The sequence below is a fragment of the Cellvibrio sp. QJXJ genome, from assembly GCF_024452345.1.
Taxonomy (GTDB): Bacteria; Pseudomonadota; Gammaproteobacteria; order Pseudomonadales; family Cellvibrionaceae; genus Cellvibrio.
Genome location: NZ_CP101662.1, coordinates 3,851,582 through 3,868,610 on the forward strand (window position 1 = coordinate 3,851,582; position 17,029 = coordinate 3,868,610).

Consider the following 17,029-nt stretch of genomic DNA (forward strand, 5'->3'; position numbering starts at 1 on the left):
GAAATTATCATTAATTGAAGGGTTTTATTTGTCGGCATAATGAACTGCGTTGCTTGCTATCAAATACCCAAATTGTTAGGTATTTGATAGTTTCAGATAGATTGGTTTTATTCTTCTAAAGGACGATCCAGCTCTTTCTTTAATTCAAGTGCCTTTTTTTGGCTTTCTTCCAATCGTTGATAAATGTTTGGCCCAAAAAGAGGGATTAATAATTTATCTTTATGTAATGCTAGTGTTTCATTGTTGGTGGTATTAGGCCACTCATTTTCTATCACTTGTTTGATTGGGTTATTTGCCGCGTAATTTACCCGCAGACTATCTTCTATTAGTTGAGTTGTCATATGTGCGACGTCTAAAAATTCATTGGGGCTAGCGTCGTGATTGGGGCTGAATGTAAAAACCAGCTCAATATAAGTATCTTGAGTGACTGGTGTTACCAGTCCCACAATTAGCTGAGCGTTAGGAGCAGTAACTGTATAGCCAATCCATTTTTGACCATTATAATTATAGTCCCTGTAATCAGATTCTATTTCTGATCCAAGTAGGTAGCAAAAGTCTACGCTATAATCGCCGTCGATCCCGCCCTGTCCCCGGTAATTTTTATTAAGCTCATCGTAGCGTTGATGCAATGTGTCATTGATCATCAATAAAAAATCAAGACGGTTTGCAATATTGTATGCATTGATATGAATTAATTTTTTCTTGTTATTCGGTACTCGCTGAACAGAAATATCCATCATTACCGTGCCCAGTTCTTTGCCAAAAAATCCAGGCTTTTTAATGTCCCACCAGCGGCGAATGATGTTGCCGTATTCGGGATTGTCGAATTTTTTCAAATCCTCAATATCCAGTTTTTCTACCATGTTTTCCGCAGGCATATCTTTGCTAAAGTTTTCAGGCATTGCAAAATGAAAAATATTGCCTGATAGATCTACCTGCCGTGGATATATTGTTGGTGCGGCGTTAGCAGTTAATCCTAATAGTTGACTCAGTCCGGACATCATGATTATTCCTAGTAATTTGTAGACCCTGTTAGTTGGCATAATGATTCTTTTCGTCAGGTTTAGGGTAAATAATTGGGGCGCGGTTTTACGAGCTTGGATGCTGTTTTTTCGGTTTTGTTAAATGCTTTTTGGATGATGTTCCGGCCTTTGCCGGGGCCATTGTCCATGTTGGCATCCCAAGCTTTCTGATCTTGCATTAAGGTATGAGGGCTTTGCGCTACTGAGCCATTAAATACATGGCTGGAATATACCAGTGACCCTAACAACTTACGTGGATTTAAGGTGTTCATCCCGATTAAGTTAGGCACCATATCGTAGTCATTGGCGCGAATAGCGAGAACTTTAATTCCTGCGCGGGAAAACAACGGCTTGGAACGCATATTGTTATTGGCGTTAGCATGGAAGGCGACGCTTTGTTTATTCAATAGTTCACCCTTATCCGGGTTGCGTATACCGTTCAGTCGAAGCTTGTTAAGCGCCCAACTGCTCTGGCTATTCAACAAATAACGTACTCCTTCTGCGAAAATAGCACCGCCTTGGCTATGTGCAATCCAGCCGGTCTCATTACCGGCAGCTTGGGTCTCAGCTAAAATTTGTGCGAATTTTTTGGTCACTGGTGTTGTGATTCCCATCTTGTCGCGGAAGGATTCCCAAGTATCACCTGCGCCGCCAACACTCGGGTTGTGGAATAGCGTGTACTCCTGCAGGTTTTTGAATTCGTACTCCAAATGGCTGCCCATTAACCAGGATGCTTTTGCCAAATTATTAGATTGACCATTAACGGCAGCGTAACGGGTGGCGACAGACTCAACACGAGCACTCACTTGCCAAATACCCTGTTCACTTCTCTTTATCTTGTAGAGGGCTGCTTGTTCTTGTCTGTCGCGTTGCTTTTGTAAGCGATCAACTGGTTGTATGTTGTAAACAATTATTTGGCCATTCGCGATTCTATAATCTGCTCGGTAATAATTGTTTTCCAGTTTATAGGTGCTGACGCTTCCTTTTAAGACTTTGGCTTGATTGGGTCTAGGGATGGAGCGCAGGCTTTTCAATAAGCTCGTCAAATCCCCGCGTTGTTGTGACGTTCTTTCCTTTTTCAGAATGAAGTCCGCGTAGCCACTTAGCAGCACTTGGTAGCCCGCCGTGCTAGCTTCATTCTCTAGATCTGTATCTGCAAATGGTACAACCCCTTGCGAATTCAACATCGCCACATGCTCTGGCGAGGTCTGTATTGCACCATAACGGAATGTTAGCTGGGTGAATTGGTTGATGCTGGTATCCATAAAAAAATCTCCTTTTTGGGGTAGGTGTAAACAAGCGCGATATTAGCCAATTGATCGATACAAGAGGAATGTTGAAACCAAACTTAATGGTGATGATGTGAACTGCGTAGGAGGAAAATTGCATCACATAAAAAAGCCGGTACAGGGTTACCGGCTTAAGCGCTTGCTGGGGAGAGAAATTGTTTAGGCGGGCGGATTGCCGATGGTGCCGTTTACGATGGGTTGGAAGGCGGTAAGCCTGTCCATCATGGTTGCGCTGCCCAGACCGTGGCCGCGGAATACTGTACCGAAATCGGCTTGTTGGTTGTGCAATGCCATGTAGTTGAGTACGACAGTTTCTACTAGCAGATTGACGTTGTTTGCCGCCGGGCTGCCGGAGGTTTCTACGTCGCCGCTGGGGCGCATAAAACCAATTTGTTTTCCGGTGAGGCTGCCGTCCAATTGCTGCGGGCGGCCGCCAGGGTTGTAGACGAGGAAAAAGGAGCAGGCGGTTTGTTGGTCGTCGCCGGTCCAGACGCCTTTGCCGCGCCCGGCCATGGAGTCGTCGATCATGCCGTTACTGAATACCGAGCCGTCGCTGAAGACGTAAATCATCAGCGGCATATTTTTGCGTGCGGCGTATTCGAGGCAGGCGCCGATGCAGCGGCCGGCGCGTTCGTCGCGTACTTCGCCGGTGGAGCGGTCGCCGGTGTGATAGTCGTAACCGCCCATGGTGATGGTGCCTGCGCCCGCATAACCGTTAATAACCAGCTTCATCACTGAAGCGGTTTTGCGCAGTTCGCCGTCGCGATCAAATTCGTCGAATGAAAATATACCGTTGGCGCCGACTATATCGGCATCGGCAATCGGGTCGATATCCGCCGGGTTGCCGAAGCGAGCCGCAAGGTCAGCACTTTTCACATAGCCGCAGCGCAGCATTTCTTTGAGCTGGGCGTCTTTACTGGTGCCGAGGCTGGCCATGGCGTTGAGCTTGGCATCGCTGATGCGATAGATGGATTCCATGGTTTTGACTATGTCTTCCTGGCTCATCAAATCCACCAGATCACCCACATCCACCAAGCCCGTTACGTCGTTGGGGTTGTCCACTTTAGTGGGGCGAACTTCCAGGTTGATCAGCGAGGCAGGCGCCATGGAGTTGCCACCGGAATCGCTATTGCGCGAGCCGATGAGATCCACCAATGAGCCTGCCGCACCGGCTTTGTAAATGCCGTACATGGGGTTGTGCGGGTTGTTGCCGGTGTCGTTTTCCGAACGCGCAGCGATAACCGCGCCGTTGATATTAGCGGCGGTGGTGGTTTGAACTTTGGAATTAATACCCGCCAATAACTGCGAGTCGGCGTGGAATAACAGGCCGAGGCTGTCGTTGATCAGTGTGCCTGCCGTTGAACTGGTAGGCGCCATATCGGCCGGTAAGCCTTGTTTACTGTAGCCTGCGGCGCTGAGGAAATCGCGCTGGCCACCGCGCTGGCCAACCAGCACATTGGAGCCCGCAAAGTTGGCGCCACCGGCCAGGTCGAAACAGATAAACGGGATCTTGCCCGCACCTTGCGCGGCGATACCACAGGCGTCGCGTGCGGCGGCGATATCGGGCGAGAGGCTGGCATCTGCTGCATAGGCGGGGTTGGTCAGGATGCTCATCAAGGAGCCGCCAATGAGTGTGCCTGAGCCGAGTTTAAAGCCTTGGGCGATCAGCTCGCGGCGGGTGACCGGGCGGCGATGGTTATTGAGCAGCAGCGGGGCGTCCGGGTGCAGTGGTTTTTTGAATTTGGCCATGTCGGGTTCGCTCCGGTAATTATTGCAACAACATAACGGCGCTTCCGAGGGAGGCGGCGCAAGTGGCTTTAACGGTGGTTAGGGTGCGGTCGGCGGCGCAACCGCTGCCACAGCTGGTCATGTTGTCGATCAATTGGTTCAGTTCCAAACGCAGCTCGGCGGGGTCAGCTTGACCATCGAGTTGGCTGTGTGGATTGGCGCCATCGGCCACTTCATTGGCTAACAGGCGCGTCAGCAGCGGTTCGATAATCAAGTCGCGTTTTTCGGGTGTGTCAAAGGCGACATTGGCGGCGGCGCTGAAATCAAAGCCGGGGAAAAGCGCCGCACGCGCCGTATTGGCCGCGCTGGAGTTACCCACTACCGCGTTGCAATAGGCCACGGTCAATTGGGTGATGCCCATTTGCTGCGCAGCGAGGAAACCGTCCAGATTGGTCAGTGTTGGCAGCTGCTGTTTCACCTTTTCATAGGTGCTGGCAACCAGCGTATTGGTGGCAGGAATACCGGTCATTGCCGCCAGGCTGGCATTGATCTCCGCAAAATCGCGCAGACCAAGGGTTGGTTGGTCGGGAATGTCGGCCGGCGCTGCCGGTGGGGGTGGTGTAGCGACTACCCGGGTGTAGGAGCTGCTGCCAATCTGGTCGAAGGTGAGGAAGAATACATCCTCCTCGGGACCATTTTTGGCTTCAACCACAGTGCCCAAGGGCGACAATGTTTGCCGGCCATCGGTAAGTTCGCCAGCGGCTAGCTGGGTATTGATGTTGGCAAATACCTGGCCTACTGGTGCCTCGGTGCCGTTGACCCCAATGCGAATGCCTTTGAGGGGAACAGCGCTGGTCAGTGCACCATCGCCCAGAACGGTGAAGAACGGCACGGCAAATTGGTAGCCGTAATCGTCGATTTGCTGCACTTCAAACACGATAAAACACTGACCGCTGGTGCCTTCTGTCGTGGTGGTAAAACAGGCCGGCTGGTCGATTAACTCGGACACGTTAAACAGCAGCAGGTAGCGCGCGCCCACGCCCACATCAAAGTTGGTTTTGATATCACCTTCGCTCATGGCGCGTTTGTGAATGGCGAGGAAGCGCAAGCTGCCCGCCCAGGGGCGGTTACCGGAAACCTCATTGCCAACTACCAGTGCATGGCCATTGTCCCAGTCTTTGAGGAAGGCGCCAGCGGTGGCGTCGTTGTCGCCAGTGAATTCACCGTTGACATAGAGGCGCCGGCCGCGAATCGGGTCAAAGCTGAGCACCACATGCTGCAGTGAAGCCTGGGCGCGCTCGTCGTTGTCGTTGGTGGCGAGTACCGGTTCGCCATTGGCATCGCTTTCGCCGGTGCGATTCATGCCGATGTAGTTGTAATCGTATTGGCCGAGGGTGAAGTTGCGCTCGGTAGTGCTGCCGGAGTAGCTGACGATGCGCGCCGGATTGTTGTCGTTGGCGCCCTGGTCAAGGCTGTCGGGAATAATCCAGGTCTCAATGGTGTATTCGCCGGAGCCGAGTAACAGGTCGTAGAGTTTGCGGCTGCCGCTCACGGTCGCTTGGGCGCGGCCGGTATCAGCAAATTTCACGCCCCAGGCGCTGCTCCAGCTGACATTGCCGATCAGGTTGAGGTCGGCAACCGGGTCTACACCTGAGGTATCAAACGCCACAGTGCCCTTGCCGGTTTTGAATTCGTATTTGGCGATGATGTCGCTATCGATGCGGCCGCCGCTGCTGAGCACAAAGGCATCGCCCAAACCTACCGCCTTGCTGACCACCAAATCGGGGTCAACTTCGATGGCGGTGATGCTGTCAGCCAAGGCCTGGATGGCGGCTTGCATTTGGTTGGCGCTGGCGGCGCAGTCATTGTCCCAGCAGTTGTGGGAGTCGGCGCGCAGGCGTTGTACCAAGCGCGATTGTGCCGGGTTGTCCAAGCGCATTCTGCTTTTGGCGGCCTCATAGGCAACCGCGATATCACTGCTCGCCAAGTAGGGTTGTTGGCGCGTCGCGGCGGATTCCGCGTGACAAGCGGCGCAGTATTCGGTCAGCAACGGATAAACATTAGTGGCAAAACTGCTGCTGTCGCTAGGGAAGCTTTTGGTATTGTCGATGGCGCGATCAGCGGGTGCCTTGAGCACCACATCGTTAGCGCTGGTTTCCCGCGGACCTGCCCACTTGTTAATCCAGCCAGTCATGATGTCGGCGCAGGCACCTGCATCGGCCAACCAGCAATTGTGGCCGCCAGCCACTTTAGTCACCAAGCGCGATGACGCCGGATCACTCAAGGTCACCAGTGCTTCATCAATCACCGAGGCATAAGCAAGGTTGATATCGTCGCCACGGGCGAAGGTGGGGGCTTGAACCTGATGGCAGCCGCCGCAGCGGTCTTCGCGCGCCATGTTGATCCAGAGTTCGTTCTGGAATTTGATGATGTCTTCTGTGCCCGCCGGTTTTTCACCGCGATAGGTAAAGTTGTCGCCGCCGGTGGCAGGTGGGGGAGGGTTATTGGGGGTGACTTCGCTGCCACTGCCCGAACCACCGCAACCACCCAGTAGGCCAGCAGTGAGGGTGAGTATCGCGAGCGCGGCTCTCCCCAATTTGGGTTTATGCCACTGTAAAAGTGACGATGCTATTGTTATGCGCATTTTCATCACCTTATTCACCTTTGCAGTAGTCAGCAGTGTCGATAAACACTTGGGTTAGGTTGTAGCCAGATGCCGCGAAATTGGCGGTAATCTCGCTGACTTTGCTGCGGTCGGTGCTATCGGCGGGTTTGCGCAGGCACACATTTTGGAACACCTTTTCTACCTGACAGCTGGCAAAGGCCTGGCTGTGTGCCAGCTCCCTGTTCATGCTTTTGGCGCCGGTTCCGCTGCCGGGCAGGCTGCTGTCCCAGCCCAAATGTACGTTCATGCCTTGGCGCCAATAGTTCTGCCAATCGTCATTAGTGGTCACATAGCCGTATTTGAAGGTATTGGAATTAATGCGGTATTTCTTTTCCACCCGGCTTTCGGTATCCGGGTCGAGGGTGCCTTCGGTGTTGTAGTGAATGCTGCCATTCAGGCCATCTGGGTCGGCGTCTACATCAAATTCGTAATCGTAATAGGCATAAGCTTTGGCGAGCGGGTCCATACCGTTGTGGCAGCCAACGCAGTTGTTGAGGAATACGCGGCTATCGCCACCGGGGCTGCGGCTGACGTCCTGACGCACAAAATCCGGCGTCAGGCTGGTGTCGTGTACCTGTTCCAAATCGCGGCACAGGTGGTTGATGAGCGTAAAACGAAACATGGCGCGGTTGGTACCGGCGATAAAAAATGCCTTGGCGGCGGCGCGGCTGGTGATTACGCCCGAGGTGGCATCGGCCGGTAGGCCATTTACGCTGGACTGGGTGCGTCTGACCAGGGTGTCCTTCAAGCTTACGCCCTGGTTTTCGATCGCCTCGTAGTGGCTGTTGTTGCTATTGGAGTAGGCGGGCAGGCCAGCGGCGCTGCTGGTGTAGATCACATCATCGTAGAGCGCGCTGCGGAAGTCGGCTTCATCGCGCACCAAACCGATGACCGTGGCGGTGTAGTCATTGAGCGGCGCAAATACCGTGCGGTCGCGATTGGTCCAGGGCGTGACCATATTTTTCAAGGTAACGCTGTAAAAGGCTTCGTTATCCATAGCGATACGCACGGCGCTGGCCACTTGCCCGGCTTCGATCTCGGCGCTCATTTGCGCCAGTACCGTTTCGGTGGGTGGAACCCCGGCAATGCGGTTGTGAATTTGCAGCGCTTGTTCGCGCGACCCGGCATAGCTGGCGCTGCTAAACGCCAGCAGCGCAGCGAGCCCGGCGTAGGGTAGGCAGCGCGCCGCTTGGGTAAATAAGCGGGAGTTAGTGTTGATCACGGTTGCTCCTGGGTAAGAGGTCTGCATCCGGGCGCCGAACGGCGCGGATGCTATTGGTGTTGTTAAGGTTCGTGCTATGCAGTGAATATGCCGGACATCATTGGACTGGCCGCTGCAGCCGGGATACTTTTCAAGAATTAGAAACAGTTCTCCAAAATATCCTTTTGGCGCCAGATTTCGGCCTTTGCCAAGGCAAAGGTCAGCTCGGTATTGTTATTGGCGGGGCGCCAGACCGCGAGAGCGCTGACGCAAAACGTCCTGGTTAGGGTTACTGAATACTGCCGGGGAAAAGTAGCTGACGAAAAATGTCAGATTAGTATGAAGCTGGGCAAGTGCTGCAATGCGGCATCATCCTCGTCTTTTTCAATCTTCCAACCGGCTCATTGCAGAATCGAGACCTGAGTCACAATCATTGAGGCGACAGCGGTTGAATATTGTGCGCGCTATGACGCGCTAGTCACTATGCTCTAGCATGCGCGCCATTCCCGTCACCCAAATCACAACTGGCGTGACTTTTGATAAGAAATGCCTTTTATGGGTGATGAGCAAAGCCCTTCGCAGGGCAACACCCTCTTTACATGACTTTCCGGATTCTGGGCCACTGGCTATGACGCAATTTGTTACTCCATCGTTTTTCCTGTCCCCCTGGCTGGTGTTTGGCTCGCTGCTGACACTCACCGCCTGTGGCGGTGGTAGCTCCGGCGGCGGTTCCAACGGTGGTCAGGATCCAGACCCGGTGGTGGTGGATATTCCTGTGGCCTATATCCAGCGCCCCATACCGCTGGATGAAGACGGCGAGCCGGTCTACCCAGATGTGTTTATGCCCGACAGTTTTAACCCTGGCGGCGAGCTCTACCTGAAAGCGCGCGCCACGACGCAAGCAGAAGTGGTGAATATCACCCGCGCCGCGTTTGCGGAGCACGAATTTTTTGATGCGGAAAACCCCAACTACGACGTAAAAGATGTGGCGGTCGATTCGGCCGGTACCCGTTTGTTATTTGCCATGCGCGCGCCGCTCGACCCGGATCTGGACGAAGACGATGAGGATCAACCCACTTGGAATATCTGGGAGTATCACCTCGCCACCAAAGTTCTGCGCCGCGTCATCAGTTCCGATTTTGAAGCCGAAAAAGGTCACGATGTCAGCCCTCGCTACCTGCCCGACGGCCGCATTATTTTCAGCTCCAACCGCCAAAAACGCAGTAAGGAAATCCTGCTCGATGAAGGCAAGCCCCAATTTGGCGCCGTCACCACCCAGGACAACGACATCACCAGTTTCCTGCTGCACAGCGTGAAGGATGACGGCACCGATATCCAGCAACTTAGCTATCACCTCAGCCATGACCTGCAGCCGCAAGTTATGCCCGATGGCCGTTTGGTATTTATGCGCTGGAGTGGCGAGCAACTGAGCTTTTACAGCGCCAACCCCGATGGCACGGACGTGCAACGCTATTTCGGCGATGAAAGCCTCAATCAACCCATCGCCGATGATATGACCGAAGTGCCGCGTCTGTTGCGCCCACAAATATTGCCCGACGGTCGTATTGCCGCTATCTATCTGCAAAACGGCTTGCAATTGGGCGGCGATATGGTGGTAGTGGATGGTGCCGACGCGCTGGAAGGTGCGGTGCAATCCCTGTCGGTGAAACCGGTCAATATCGCCACCGATCTGGTGTCATTACACGGCCGTTTTGCCTCGCTCTCGCCACTCTATGATGGTACCAATCGCCTGCTGGTCAGTTGGAGTCAATGCCGCTTACTGCAGACCGAGACCGCCACCACGGCGGCGCGTCTCCAGCCCTGTTTACCAACCTTGTTGATTGATGGTGTGCCTGCCGAAGGTTATGAGGAGGCGCCACCCTTTTATGGCCTGTGGATTTACGACCTGAACAATCAAACCCAATTGCCGGTAGTGCTGGCCGAAGATGGCAAAGTGTTTACCGAAGCGCTGGCATTGGAGCAAAGCGCCTATAACCCGGCCTTTATCCAGCCCACTACCGACCCGGATCTGGCGGCGCGCAACCTTGGCCTGCTTCATATTCGCAGCGTATATGATTTGGACGGTGCGTTTAACGCCATGAACTCTGGCGCCGCCGACTTGCAAGCGATGATTGCCCGCCCCGCCGATCAGCGCCCCGCACGGTTTATCCGTTTGGTGAAAGCTGTATCCCGCATTGATGACGATACCCTCGACGATCAGGACGACAATATTTACGGCAACCTCTTTAACGGCAATAACGGTATTCAGGAGATTCTCGGTTACGCGCCGGTGGAAGCGGATGGCTCGGTGATGGTGACAGTGCCTGCCGATGTCGCATTTTCCCTGGAAATTCTGGATCGCGATGGCCGCCAAATCAGCGCCAACCACAATACCTATTTGCAATTGCGCCCCGGTGAGCAAATGACCTGTAACGGTTGCCACGCCGCCAATAATGAAACGGCGGTGCATGGACGTAACGATTTACCTGAATCACCTGCGTCGATTAACCCAGGCGCATTGAGTGCCATCAACTTCCCCAATACCCAGCGTTACGAGCGTTTGGGTGTACCGATTGCCCCTGAGATGGGCGAAACCATGGCGGAGTTTGCGGCGCGTTCTACCTTTTGTGAGGAAACGGTCAATGGTCAGGTGTGCGGGCCTATGGCTGGCCCGGCTCAGGATCAAAATTTGCGTAATCCAACAGTAGATTTACTGTTCCGCGATCTGTGGACGGCGCCCGGTCTGACCCCGGCAGAGGCGTTTTCCTATCGCTATAACGATTTGGTTCCCGGCGCCACCGCCGACCAAATCCTTGCACCAACACCGGCTGCTTGCCGCGAGGAAGCCAGCTGGAATGCTAACTGTCGGGTAGTGATTAATTACGAATATCACATCCAACCGCTGTGGGAGCGCGAGCGTGAACCTATGACGGTGACTGATCCTGAGTTGGCTATCGCCAGAACGGCAAATACCTGTGTTGCCTGCCACTCTCCCGCCGATGCCGACGGCAATTTGCAGGTACCAGCCATGCAATTGAATTTGCTGCGCGCCAAAGAAAACGCCAACACCGAAATGCGCTCTTATCTGCAATTGTTAAACGGTAATCAACGCCAGATTCAATTCTTATATGAGGGCGGTTTGGCAGTGTTGTTGCCCGTATGTGAATTTGAAGACAACTACAATTTTATTCCCCAGTGTGAAGTATTGCTGGATGAAGAGGGCATACCCACCTGTGAGGGAGTAGTCGACTGCCCCTTTGAATTTGCCAACGAAGAAACCGGTGAATTGCAGTTAGATGCTTTAGGCAACCCGGTGCCGCGTATGGAAAACACCGGCTTCTTGCCGCCGCCCATGAGTCGTGGCGGTGCCAATGCCAGCAATCGTTTCTTTGATAAATTTGAAAACAATGGCACTCATATGGGATTCTTGAACGCGGCCGAGTTAAAACTCCTGTCCGAATGGCTGGACACCAATGGTCGCTATTACACCAATCCCTTTGAATTGGCTGTCCCTAACTAAATAGCCTAACTAAAAAAGCCCAACTAAATAAGCAAGATAACAATGACAACAACAATCATCACAACAACACACGGAAGCAAGGCATGATTGCCAGTGCACGCAGAATCCTGAAAGGGCGCTATTTAATAATGAGTTTGTTGCTCTGCGTGGCGCTGCCAACGCAGGCGCAGTGGTTTAATTGGTTTTCACCCGACGAACCGCTGCAAGTCGTTATTGATGATGCGTTTATCAATGTGTATGCAGGCCCCGGTAGCGGCTACCCGATTTTCCATGTGGTCGAGCGCGAAGAAGTGATCACCCTGTTATACAGCCGTACCGATTGGATCAAAATCAAAACCAAACGCAATCTGGAAGGTTGGATAAAACGCGACGACATGAAGCTCACGCTGTCGCCCGATGGCAGCAAACCGGATTTTCCCGATAACAAACAAGCCGATTATTTGGTGGATCGGTTTGAGTTGGGCGCGGCCTACGGCGATTTTGCTGGCGCCGATAGTTTGACCATGAACCTGGGCTATCGCTTTACTAAAAATTTATCGGCCGAAGTGCGCTACGCGGAAAACACCGGCCAGTTTTCTGACAGCCAAATTCTTGCGGCGGCAGTGTTATTTCAACCATTTCCCGAATGGCGTGTATCGCCGTTTTTTAGTATTGGCAGCGGCAAAATAAAAACCTTTCCCAGCGCCACGCTGGTACAAACGGAAGACCGTGAAGACAATTTAATGCAAGCCAGTTTAGGCGCTTATGTACATCTCACCGGGCGTTTGTTTTTGCGCGCGGACTATACCAATCATTACGTGCTCACCAGTCGTAATACCAACGAAGAGGTTAATGAATGGAAACTCGGTTTCAACGTCTTTTTCTAAGCGCAGTGCTGCTTGGGATTTTCAGCATCACCCAGCCGGTGTTCGCGCAAGATGAAGGCAGTGATGAGGATGAACTGGAACAGGTAATCACGCCCGACATTAAACGTCGTCAAATCAAAGAAGATGATTTGGATACGGAAAATTTTGAGTTGGGGGTGTTTTACGGTTTTTTATCCATTGAGGATTTCGGCACCAATGGCGTGGCCGGGGTGACGCTCGCCTATCACATCACCGAAAGCTTTTTTGTAGAGGCCGCTTACGGCACCAGTAAAACGCAAAAAACCAGTTATGAATTATTGAGCGGTGGCGTTGAACTCTTGACCGATGATCAGCGCGATCTGGCGTATTACAATTTATCGCTGGGCTACAATTTTTTGCATGGCCAAATTTTTATGTCGGACAAGTGGACGTTTAACAATCACTTTTATCTGATGGCGGGTGCGGGCAATACCGATTTTGCCGCAAAAGATTATTTCACCACCACCATCGGCGCGGGGTTGCGTTTTTATACTACCGATTGGTTGGCGCTTGATTTAAGCATGCGCGGCCACAGCTTCGAACATGAATTATTTGGTGAGGCAAAACGCATCACCAATTTGGAATCGCGTTTGGGTGTGTCGGTATTTTTTTAATCCAGATTTTTTTTGAATTGATGTGGAGTTGATTATGTTGTTGTATAAGTCGTTGCATAAATCGTTACGCAAAAAGCTGGCAACTATTACCGCCGGAATTGCACTGGGGTTAAGTTCATTGCTGGCGCTTGCGGAACCCGCGCCGGATTTCACCTTGCCCAGCAGCAGCGGTGAAAATGTGCGTTTGGCGGAACAGCGTGGCCAAGTGGTGATGCTCAACTTCTGGGCCTCCTGGTGCGGCCCGTGCCGTCAGGAAATGCCATTGTTGGATGAAATGTCCAAGCGTTACAGTAGTGCCGGTTTTGTGCTCTACGGCGTGAATGTGGAAGAGGATAATACCGATGCAAAAAAACTCATCCAGCAATTGGGCGTGACCTTCCCGATTTTGTACGACGCCGAGAGCAAAGCGAGCAGCCTTTACAATGTAGATGCCATGCCAACCACGGTGCTTATCGATAAAAAAGGTGAAATTCGCTACGTCAACCGCGGTTACAAACCGGGCGACGAAAACAAATACCGCGACCAAATTCGTGAGCTGATTAAAGAATGATAGCGCGCCTCTCCTTGCTGCTCGCGATGCTGCTGTGCATCGCCGCCTGTAGTCCCATCAAGCCCTGGGTTAAACCCTATGAACGGCAAAAAATTGCGGACGAAATCATGAGTTTTGATCGCGATCCGATTGCGGGCAGTTACTTGCATCACGTGTACGACGCACGCGAAGCGGCACGCGGCGGTGATGGTGCATCGGGAGGTGGCTGTGGTTGTAATTAATCGCCTGCTGGTTTTAGGTTTAATGTTCATGGCGAGTGTTGCGCACGCGGCAGTATTACCCGATGAACGCATCGATATTCTCTACCACGGCTACGACGGTGGCGGTGCGCAAATTGATGGCCCTTCCATTTTAGTGCGCAAAAGTATCGGCAGTTCAGTATCGGTCGCCGCGAATTATTATGTGGATATGGTGACCAGCGCCTCTATTGATGTTGAGGCGACTGCAAGTCCCTACAGCGAAGAGCGCAAAGAGCAGGGCTTGAGTGCGCAATATATGGTTGATCGCTCCACCATTTCGGTGGGCTATGTCAGCAGTAAAGAAAATGACTACGATGCCACTACTTATAGTTTGGGTATCGACCAAAGTTTTTTTGGCGATTTAACTACGCTTGGTTTTGGTGTGAGTTTTGGTGAGGATATTGTTGGGCAGAATACTGACCCGACCTATAAGCGCGATTTACAGCGACGCAAATACAGCATCAACGCCTCGCAAATCATCACTAAAAATTTATTGGCATCGCTCAGCTTTGATAGCGCCAGCGATCAATGTTTGAATTTGGCGGACACCGAAAGCTGTTTGAATAATCCCTATCGCTCGGTGCGGTTTCTTACTGGCACCGGTGGTTATGCTTACCAGGGCGAGATTTATCCGCATACCCGCAATAGCGACGCCGTTGGCTTGCGGCTGATGTATTTTCTACCCTATCGCGCTTCATTGCGCGCAGAGCTTCGCCAGTTTTCCGATAGCTGGGGGATAGAGTCGGAAAATGCGGAGCTGCGCTATTTGCACCCTTACGGCGAACGCTTTTTGTTTGAAGTGAAATACCGTATTTATGACCAAACCGGTGCAGATTTTTATGCGGATTTATTTCCCTTCCGCGACGCACAAAATTTTATGGCGCGCGATAAGGAATTGAGTCCTTTTTCATCCACCGTGCTCGGGTTGGGCGTCACCTACAAAGTTCCGGCGGGCACTATTCCCTGGTTTGAAAAAAGCACGGTCAATCTCTACTGGGATCACTTTAATATCGACTATGACGACTTCCGCGATGCCCGTGTATCGCCCACGGAATTCGCCGCTGGTAGCGAACCGCTCTACAGTTTGGATGCGGATGTGATCCGCTTTTATTTGTCTTTCTGGTTTTAACGCTCTTATTCCCTTCCTGATCCAGCGCAAGCTATCGCCCGTAAGGGTGATATTTTGCGCCTTGGTCTCTATAATCCCGAGCCTTTTCATTGGTTGCACACAGCTGCCGCCATTGCGTTTCTGCTAATAACAAGTGAGAGCACTGTGTCCCCTGACCAGATATTGATTGTCGATTATGACGCGACCTGCGCCGCAGGAAGCGGAATGGATGAGCTTCGCGCCGCGCTTGCGACCCAGCGCTCCGGGTTGCGCCCGAACGATTTTCCCGGCTGCAATTTGCCTACGTGGATTGGTCGTGTCCCGGCAATTGATGATTATGTGTTTGCGCCGGAATTGGCCGCGTGGCAGAGCCGCAACAATGCACTGATCGCCTTGGGCTTACAGCAGGGCACACTGCAGCAATCGCTGGCGCAACTGGTTGGACGTTTTGGTTCGGCGCGCATCGGTGTGGTGATGGGTTCCAGCACCTCCAGTATCGACCGTTCGGAAGAGGCCTATCGCCATTTGGACGAGCAAGGCCAGTTGCCAGCAGAATTTCTGCAAGAAAATGTACTAAATCCCCACGCCCCCGGTTTGTTTGTGGCGCAACTACTCGGCCTTGATGGCCCCAATATGACGGTAAATACGGCCTGCTCTTCCTCTGCCAAAGTCTTTGCGACCGGCGCGCGTTGGCTGCGTGCGGGTATTGTGGATGCGGTGCTGGTGGGGGGCGCTGATACCCTGTGCCAAAGTGTGCTCTACGGTTTTCACTCATTACAGTTGGTGTCCGAGTCCCAGTGTCGCCCCTTTGACGGCGCGCGCGATGGCATCAATTTGGGTGAGGCCGCCGGTTTTGCGTTGTTGGTACGTGGCGATGACGCCCAAGACATTGAGCACACTGGTATTCAACTGAGTGGCTACGGCGAAAGCTCGGATGCGCATCATATGTCCCACCCGCACCCCGAAGGTGAGGGCGCGCGTCTGGCGATTGAGCAGGCGCTCGCGCAAGCGGGTTTGGCGCCTGCGCAGATCGACTATATCAACCTGCACGGTACAGCGAGCCGCGCCAATGACCATATTGAAGGCAACTTGGTGGGCGCTATGTTTCCAGCATCTACGCTTGCCAGTTCGACCAAAGGCTGGACGGGGCATACGCTTGGCGCGGCGGGAATTCTCGAATCGATTTTTGCGCTGGAAGCCCTAACCAGCGGGCTGGTGCCGGGCACCTTGAACCTGGCGCAGGTTGACCCGGAAATTGCCATCACCATGAGTGCGGACAATCAGACCGCGAAACTTACTCATGTGATGAGCAACTCCTTCGGTTTTGGTGGCAACAATGCCTGTTTGATTTTCAGCCGTGCGGAGGTGGCAGCATGAGTACTCCGCTCAGTAATAAAGCGCCGATTGCGGTGGATTTGGTGGGCATAGGCGCCTGGGGCCCCGCGTTTAACAACTGGGCTGAGCTGCAAACGCTGTTTGCCAATCCCGCATTGGGTGAAGCATTGCAGTGGGCGACACCAGTGCCCAAACCGGAAATTATCCCCGCCAATGAACGCCGGCGCGCGCCCTTGCCGGTACGCGCCGCCGTTGAGGTAAGCTGGCAGGCATTGCAGCAATCGGGCTTGGCATCCAGCGATGTGGCCTGCGTATTTGGCTCCGGGCTGGGTGATACCGAAATCACCGATTATATGTGCCGGGTATTAACCACTGCCGAAAAGCAGCTATCGCCGACCAAATTCCACAACTCGGTGCACAACGCCGCCGCCGGTTATTGGACCATCAGCAGCGGCTGTATGAAATCGGCCAACTCGATTGCGGCCTACCAAAACACCGCCGGTTTGGCATTGCTTGAGGCGATGATCCAGTGCCAGCAGCACCATGAGCCGGTATTGGTGACCCTGTTTGATACTGCCGCGCACGATGCCTATCGTCAGATTTTTGCCTGCGAGCAGAGTTTTGCCGCCGCGCTGCTACTCGTTCCTGCTGGTGCTGCCAATGCGCCAATAGCGCGCTTGCTGATGGCGGATGAAACCGCTGCAAGTGTTATCGCGCCAGATTTACCCCACGACCAGCTGGACAAACTCTACCGCGATAATCCCGCCGCCAAGGTGCTGGGTTTGCTCCAGCAACTGGCGGCCAAACGCAGTGGTGACTGTGTGTTTGAGCTTAGCCCGCGTCGCGCCCTCAAGCTTGTTGTGAGTTTTTAGCC

13 protein-coding genes are annotated in these 17,029 nt (G+C 53.0%); 8 read left to right on the forward strand and 5 right to left on the reverse strand.

All coding sequences use genetic code 11. The features are described from left to right. Nucleotides 1-107 precede the first annotated feature (107 nt). The 5 genes from NNX04_RS16600 to NNX04_RS16620 form a co-directional block, all read right to left on the reverse strand. Nucleotides 108-1,004, reverse strand: a complete 897-nt coding sequence (locus NNX04_RS16600; RefSeq protein ID WP_007638265.1) for a hypothetical protein — start codon at nucleotides 1,002-1,004, stop codon at nucleotides 108-110. A 59-nt stretch (nucleotides 1,005-1,063) separates the two neighbouring features. Then, nucleotides 1,064-2,287 carry a hypothetical protein gene (locus NNX04_RS16605; protein WP_007638263.1) on the reverse strand — a complete coding sequence of 408 codons (1,224 nt, stop codon included), beginning with the start codon at nucleotides 2,285-2,287 and terminating at the stop codon, nucleotides 1,064-1,066. A 183-nt stretch (nucleotides 2,288-2,470) separates the two neighbouring features. After that, nucleotides 2,471-4,060 carry a general secretion pathway protein GspF gene (locus NNX04_RS16610; RefSeq protein WP_261946507.1) on the reverse strand — a complete coding sequence of 530 codons (1,590 nt, stop codon included), beginning with the start codon at nucleotides 4,058-4,060 and terminating at the stop codon, nucleotides 2,471-2,473. Between the two features lie 19 nt (nucleotides 4,061-4,079). Beyond that, nucleotides 4,080-6,683 carry a LamG domain-containing protein gene (locus NNX04_RS16615; RefSeq protein WP_261946508.1) on the reverse strand — a complete coding sequence of 868 codons (2,604 nt, stop codon included), beginning with the start codon at nucleotides 6,681-6,683 and terminating at the stop codon, nucleotides 4,080-4,082. Nucleotides 6,684-6,693: 10 nt separating this feature from the next. After that, nucleotides 6,694-7,926: a hypothetical protein gene (locus tag NNX04_RS16620; RefSeq protein ID WP_261946509.1), complete on the reverse strand. Its 1,233-nt coding sequence runs from the start codon at nucleotides 7,924-7,926 to the stop codon at nucleotides 6,694-6,696. A 607-nt stretch (nucleotides 7,927-8,533) separates the two neighbouring features. Here NNX04_RS16620 and NNX04_RS16625 point away from each other — a divergent pair. From NNX04_RS16625 to NNX04_RS16660, 8 genes are all read left to right on the forward strand, one after another. Beyond that, the gene (locus NNX04_RS16625; protein ID WP_261946510.1) at nucleotides 8,534-11,425 is read left to right on the forward strand and encodes a hypothetical protein; all 2,892 of its coding nucleotides are present in this window, start codon (nucleotides 8,534-8,536) and stop codon (nucleotides 11,423-11,425) included. A gap of 83 nt (nucleotides 11,426-11,508) precedes the next feature. Next, nucleotides 11,509-12,291, forward strand: a complete 783-nt coding sequence (locus NNX04_RS16630) for an SH3 domain-containing protein (protein WP_261946511.1) — start codon at nucleotides 11,509-11,511, stop codon at nucleotides 12,289-12,291. Next, nucleotides 12,261-12,923: an outer membrane beta-barrel domain-containing protein gene (locus NNX04_RS16635; protein WP_040390941.1), complete on the forward strand. Its 663-nt coding sequence runs from the start codon at nucleotides 12,261-12,263 to the stop codon at nucleotides 12,921-12,923. The genes NNX04_RS16630 and NNX04_RS16635 overlap by 31 nt, the downstream gene beginning before the upstream one ends. 34 nt (nucleotides 12,924-12,957) lie before the next feature. Continuing rightward, nucleotides 12,958-13,473, forward strand: a complete 516-nt coding sequence (locus NNX04_RS16640; RefSeq protein WP_261946512.1) for a TlpA family protein disulfide reductase — start codon at nucleotides 12,958-12,960, stop codon at nucleotides 13,471-13,473. After that, the gene (locus NNX04_RS16645; RefSeq protein WP_007638246.1) at nucleotides 13,470-13,694 is read left to right on the forward strand and encodes a DUF4266 domain-containing protein; all 225 of its coding nucleotides are present in this window, start codon (nucleotides 13,470-13,472) and stop codon (nucleotides 13,692-13,694) included. The genes NNX04_RS16640 and NNX04_RS16645 overlap by 4 nt, the downstream gene beginning before the upstream one ends. Beyond that, nucleotides 13,681-14,841, forward strand: a complete 1,161-nt coding sequence (locus NNX04_RS16650) for a DUF3570 domain-containing protein (protein ID WP_261946513.1) — start codon at nucleotides 13,681-13,683, stop codon at nucleotides 14,839-14,841. The genes NNX04_RS16645 and NNX04_RS16650 overlap by 14 nt, the downstream gene beginning before the upstream one ends. Nucleotides 14,842-15,045: 204 nt before the next feature. Then, a complete protein-coding gene (locus NNX04_RS16655) occupies nucleotides 15,046-16,197 on the forward strand; it encodes a beta-ketoacyl-ACP synthase (RefSeq protein WP_410004062.1) in 1,152 nt (383 codons plus the stop codon). Further along, a complete protein-coding gene (locus tag NNX04_RS16660; RefSeq protein ID WP_261946515.1) occupies nucleotides 16,194-17,027 on the forward strand; it encodes a beta-ketoacyl synthase chain length factor in 834 nt (277 codons plus the stop codon). The genes NNX04_RS16655 and NNX04_RS16660 overlap by 4 nt, the downstream gene beginning before the upstream one ends. The last annotated feature ends 2 nt before the right edge of the window (nucleotides 17,028-17,029 follow it).

Bases quoted from the DNA above. Each gene is read 5' to 3' on its own strand.
- NNX04_RS16645 (WP_007638246.1), top strand. From the start codon at position 13,470: ATGATAGCGCGCCTCTCCTTGCTGCTCGCGATGCTGCTGTGCATCGCC.
- NNX04_RS16600 (WP_007638265.1), bottom strand. From the start codon at position 1,004: ATGATGTCCGGACTGAGTCAACTATTAGGATTAACTGCTAACGCCGCA.
- NNX04_RS16625 (WP_261946510.1), top strand. From the start codon at position 8,534: ATGACGCAATTTGTTACTCCATCGTTTTTCCTGTCCCCCTGGCTGGTG.
- NNX04_RS16605 (WP_007638263.1), bottom strand. From the start codon at position 2,287: ATGGATACCAGCATCAACCAATTCACCCAGCTAACATTCCGTTATGGT.
- NNX04_RS16635 (WP_040390941.1), top strand. From the start codon at position 12,261: ATGGAAACTCGGTTTCAACGTCTTTTTCTAAGCGCAGTGCTGCTTGGG.
- NNX04_RS16640 (WP_261946512.1), top strand. From the start codon at position 12,958: ATGTTGTTGTATAAGTCGTTGCATAAATCGTTACGCAAAAAGCTGGCA.
- NNX04_RS16660 (WP_261946515.1), top strand. From the start codon at position 16,194: ATGAGTACTCCGCTCAGTAATAAAGCGCCGATTGCGGTGGATTTGGTG.
- NNX04_RS16655 (WP_410004062.1), top strand. From the start codon at position 15,046: ATGGATGAGCTTCGCGCCGCGCTTGCGACCCAGCGCTCCGGGTTGCGC.
- NNX04_RS16630 (WP_261946511.1), top strand. From the start codon at position 11,509: ATGATTGCCAGTGCACGCAGAATCCTGAAAGGGCGCTATTTAATAATG.
- NNX04_RS16610 (WP_261946507.1), bottom strand. From the start codon at position 4,060: ATGGCCAAATTCAAAAAACCACTGCACCCGGACGCCCCGCTGCTGCTC.
- NNX04_RS16615 (WP_261946508.1), bottom strand. From the start codon at position 6,683: ATGCGCATAACAATAGCATCGTCACTTTTACAGTGGCATAAACCCAAA.